Origin of the sequence: Lishizhenia sp., from assembly GCF_033720595.1 — a bacterium.
Classification (GTDB): domain Bacteria; phylum Bacteroidota; class Bacteroidia; order Flavobacteriales_D; family Crocinitomicaceae; genus Lishizhenia.
Genome location: NZ_JAWWCF010000270.1, coordinates 1 through 2990, shown reverse-complemented (window position 1 = coordinate 2990; position 2990 = coordinate 1). Strand labels below are relative to the sequence as shown.

General features: G+C 36.3%; 3 protein-coding genes. All 3 read left to right on the top strand.

Features of this window, described 5'->3' with window-relative positions; translation table 11 throughout:
* Positions 1 to 765: T9SS type A sorting domain-containing protein (locus R3333_RS13820; RefSeq protein ID WP_318959359.1), on the top strand; the 765-nt coding region annotated here is incomplete at its 5' end.
* 177 nt (positions 766 to 942) lie between these two features.
* A complete protein-coding gene (locus R3333_RS13815) occupies positions 943 to 1542 on the top strand; it encodes an FKBP-type peptidyl-prolyl cis-trans isomerase (RefSeq protein ID WP_318959358.1) in 600 nt (199 codons plus the stop codon).
* A gap of 60 nt (positions 1543 to 1602) precedes the next feature.
* Positions 1603 to 2990: FKBP-type peptidyl-prolyl cis-trans isomerase (locus R3333_RS13810; protein WP_318959357.1), on the top strand; the 1388-nt coding region annotated here is incomplete at its 3' end.

The window sequence follows — 2990 nt, the reverse complement described above, 5'->3', positions numbered from 1 at the left end:
TCAGGACCAGACTTTACAGCATGTATGGCTTATAGAAATTCAAACGCATCTAGAATGGGTGTTGAAGGAATGTACTTTACAGCGATTACAGGTTCATCATCAGGAGCTGTTTTAACAGGAGAACCTTTCTTAGTAACAGCATTTGAATGGGATGATCAGTTTACAGATTTAAATGATGCAAACGCAGGTGTTAATACAATTAACCAGGTTGCATTTACAGAATACATCTTCGAAGGAGATTACCAAGATTCTAGTGTATTTGCTAAGTTCGATACTCCATTCTTGTTACAAGATGATCAAAGATACTTGTTCTGTGTATACACGGGTAACTCTGATGTATTCATTGGATACGATCCTGAAGCAAATTACGTAACAAATATCGAAGAAATTTACTTACAACCACAAGCACCAAACTTGAGTAGCCAGTGGTTCTTAGCAGGATTCGGATTTGAAGAAACTCCAGCATTTGCTTTAAAAGCATTCCCAGCTGCAGAGTTAGGATTAGACATCATCGAAGAAGATATTAATGTAACAGCTTACCCTTCTCCGGCAAATGCAAACTTAACTGTAGCATTTAATGATAATGAAGTGAGTACAATAACTATGGTAGATATGACTGGTAAAACAGTTAAGGATATCGCAGTAAATGCTCAAGCTGAAAATACAGTGATTAACGTTCAAGATTTAGAAAACGGAGTTTACATGTTAAACGTAAACTTAGCGAACGGATCTAAGAAAGTAATCAACGTGGTAGTTAACCACTAGTAAGATTATAGGACTTTGAAAAGGGATGCCGAAAGGTGTCCCTTTTTTTATGTTTAGTGTTTTCAGATGTAGAAAAAGTCTAAATTTTTGTGAATTAAAAACATTCCCCCCGAAGGAACTTCCAATTCACTTCTTCCTTTAAAACAAACTCCTATCTTTGCGGTAAAATTATATTACATGTCACAAGAAATAGAAGCAGTAAGTTACTGTGTAGGAATGAGTATTGCAGGAAGTTTAATGCAACAAAGTCTAGAAGGAGTACAACCAGATGCTTTATTAGAAGGAATTACAGATGCATTAAGTGGAAAGGCTCCAAAATACAATCCAGAAGAGGCTAACGCTATTATTCAAAAATATTTAACTGCCGCTAACGAAGCAAAGTTTGCTAAGAACAAAGAAGTTGGTGAAGCATTCTTAGCTGAAAACGCGAAGAAAGAAGGTGTTGTTACTACAGCTTCAGGATTACAGTACGAAGTAATCGAAGAAGGTGAAGGAAACATGCCAGCAGTTACAGATACAGTTAAAGTACACTACCACGGAACATTAATCGATGGTAACGTATTTGATAGCTCAGTTCAAAGAGGAGAGCCAGCTCAATTCGGATTGAACCAAGTTATTAAAGGATGGACAGAAGCTTTACAGTTAATGAAAGTTGGTGCAAAACATAGATTGTACGTTCCTCAAGAATTAGCTTACGGTGCAAACCCACACCCAGGTGGACCAATCCAACCGTACATGACATTAGTCTTTGATGTAGAATTATTAGAGATTCTTTAATAAGATCTTTCCTGAGTGGGGCGCAATGCCCCACTTTTTTAAACCCCAAATATAAAATTCATGAAAAAAATAATCTTTGGAGCATTAGCTTTAGCTCTTGTTGCCTGTGGTGAGCAATCGTCAAATGGTAATTATGATGATCTTACCTTAAATACGATAGAAGAAAAAATTTCTTTCTCTATTGGAGCTGATATGGCTTCTAACTTTAAAAACTTTCCAGATACAATTTTCCAACAGTTAGATTTTAAGCAATTGGAGAATAGTTATGCTGCCGGATATGCTGCCTTCTCAGATGAGCAAAAAGGAGAATGTGAGCAAATCATGCAAACGGTTGTAAAACAAGATTTGTCTATTGATACTAGTAATTATTCTTTAGTTGATTTGTCTGCTTGTTACGGAAGTTATCTAGGTGAAGCAACAAGAAAAATGTTAGAGACGAAAGATGCCGAAGATGTTTTTGATATTGAAATTGCAAGAAAAGGATTTGCAAGAAGTCTTGTAAATACAGATACTTCTTTGATCGGAGAAGAAGAGAGAATTCAAATTGTAGAAGATTTCTACAACGACCTTACTAAAAAAGCGGCATCTAAATTAATGGTTGATGCAAAGGCAAAAGCAGATGTGAAAGTTATCTCTGATGATGTTATCTTGGAAGAGGTAGCAGCAGGTAATGGAGAAAAATTAGTACCTAACTTTGAATACAAGATGCTTTTGGTGATGCAAAATACATTTGGAGATACAATGTTAGCTACCATTAGAGATTATGGAATGACGGACGACATTAACAGTCAAGTTTTACAATTCCAAGACAGAAGATTAGTAGCAGGATGGAAAGATGCTATGGAGCAAATGGAAGTAGGAGGAGAGTACAAAGTATACTGTTCTACAGACAAAGCATTTAGTCAAGAAGGTTTGAGAAACCCTAGAAATGGAAGTTACATCTTTCAACCTTATGAAGCCATTACAGTTACTACAAAAGTATTGACACAAAACGAAATTGGAGCTGTTGCCAAGCAAAAAGGAGAAGACCTAATTGCTGAAACGTTAAAGCGTCCAAACACGAAAAAATACCCAGAAGGATACGTTATCGAAACTTTGAAAAAAGGAGAAGGAAGAACGGTTCCTGCTGGAGCAGATGTAAAAGCACATTACATCTTATATGATGCAGATTTGAACGAGTTACAAAACTCTTATAAAATGTCTTTACAAAATGGAGGACAACCTTTAGCGTTTAACCTTAACGGGGTAGTTAAAGGATGGACTTTAGGTTTGCAAAACATGCAAGTTGGTGGTAAGTACAAATTATATGTACCTTACGATCTAGGTTACGGAACTCAAGGAAATGATTTAGTTCCTCCATTTGAAACTTTAGTTTTCGAAATGGAGATCTTAGAAATAGGAGAAGCGGGTGAATTTGTTCAACCAAGAAACCCAATGATGGGAGGTAG

Coding starts and splice junctions, on each gene's coding strand:
- R3333_RS13815 (WP_318959358.1), top strand. CDS start 943: ATGTCACAAGAAATAGAAGCAGTAAGTTACTGTGTAGGAATGAGTATT.